The organism is Neobacillus drentensis, assembly GCF_036966985.1.
Taxonomy (GTDB): Bacteria; Bacillota; Bacilli; order Bacillales; family Cytobacillaceae; genus Neobacillus; species Neobacillus drentensis_E.
On the sequence record NZ_JBALSN010000616.1, the window covers coordinates 1 to 1,174 of the forward strand.

1 protein-coding gene is annotated in these 1,174 nt (G+C 38.1%); it reads left to right on the plus strand.

The window, feature by feature from the left end:
• Positions 1-36: 36 nt before the first annotated feature.
• Positions 37-1,174, plus strand: a 1,138-nt coding sequence (locus tag V7659_RS29155; RefSeq protein WP_335543537.1) for a PAS domain S-box protein, incomplete at its 3' end; no start/stop codon positions are given.

A 1,174-nucleotide genomic window follows, 5' to 3' on the forward strand; every position in this document is an offset into this window, starting at 1 on the left:
GCATATGTAAATATACCTAATTAAGAGGGCTGAATCATGAATAATTCCGGTCAAATTATCCTGGTGCTGATTTCGATTTTATTTTCCAGCTACCAAAAGATTTTCGATCATCTACCTTTTTTCTCGATTGACTTTTTTCTGTTTACCCTGATTGCATGGGTGGTGGGGTGGCAATATGACAAGGCGCGCTACTTTGAAAAAAAGGCCCGTGCGAGTGAAGATAGCTATAAGAAGTTGATCGATTCATTGCCTGCACCTGTCTATGTTACGAGGAATCATCAATTAGTATATGTAAATAAGGCAGCGCTTAGCATGATTGGTGCTGTTAAGCTTGAAGATTTGATGGGGAAGTCCATTTTGGATTTTATTGCTCCTGAATATAGAAGTCGGATGCTTGAACGATTTAAACAAATAAAGAAAGAAAAGCAGCCTGTTCACACCATTGATTACAAAGCAAAGCGATTGGACGGGTCCACTTTTTTATTTGAGGTATCTTCTTTATTAATCGTTTTTGGTGGGAAAGAGGCCATCTTATCCATTGGGAAGGATATAACTGAAAAAATCGAAGAAACTGAACGCCTCATTCAAAAGTCTGAAAAATTAGCACTGTTAGGTCAAATGGCAGCTGGAATTGCCCATGAAATCCGAAATCCTCTCACCTCCATCAAAGGTTTTATTCAACTGTTAAAAACCAGCACCCCGAAAGAGGAATATTTTGAGATTGTGTTATCTGAACTCGACCGGATAAATGAAATCGTTGGAGAATTCCTGGTCCTTGCCAAACCGTCATCAGCTGTCTATATGGCACAGGATATTAAAATTCTCTTAAAGGATGTCATCACATTAATAAACAACCAATCACTTTTAAATAATATTCAAATCAATGTAGAATTTAATGATGATTTGCCATTGATCAGCTGCGAGGAGAATCAATTAAAGCAGGTGTTTTTAAATTTACTAAAAAACGCAATGGAAGCCATGCCTAAGGGTGGATCAATCCGTGTTGTTGTAAAAGAAAAAGAAGAGGGAACAATATCGGTTCAGATTATTGATCAAGGTGTCGGTATTCCACAGGAACGGATTTCTACACTTGGGGAGCCATTTTATACAACCAAGGAAAAAGGAACGGGTCTCGGCTTAATGACCTGCTACAAAATTATCGAAGGTCATAATG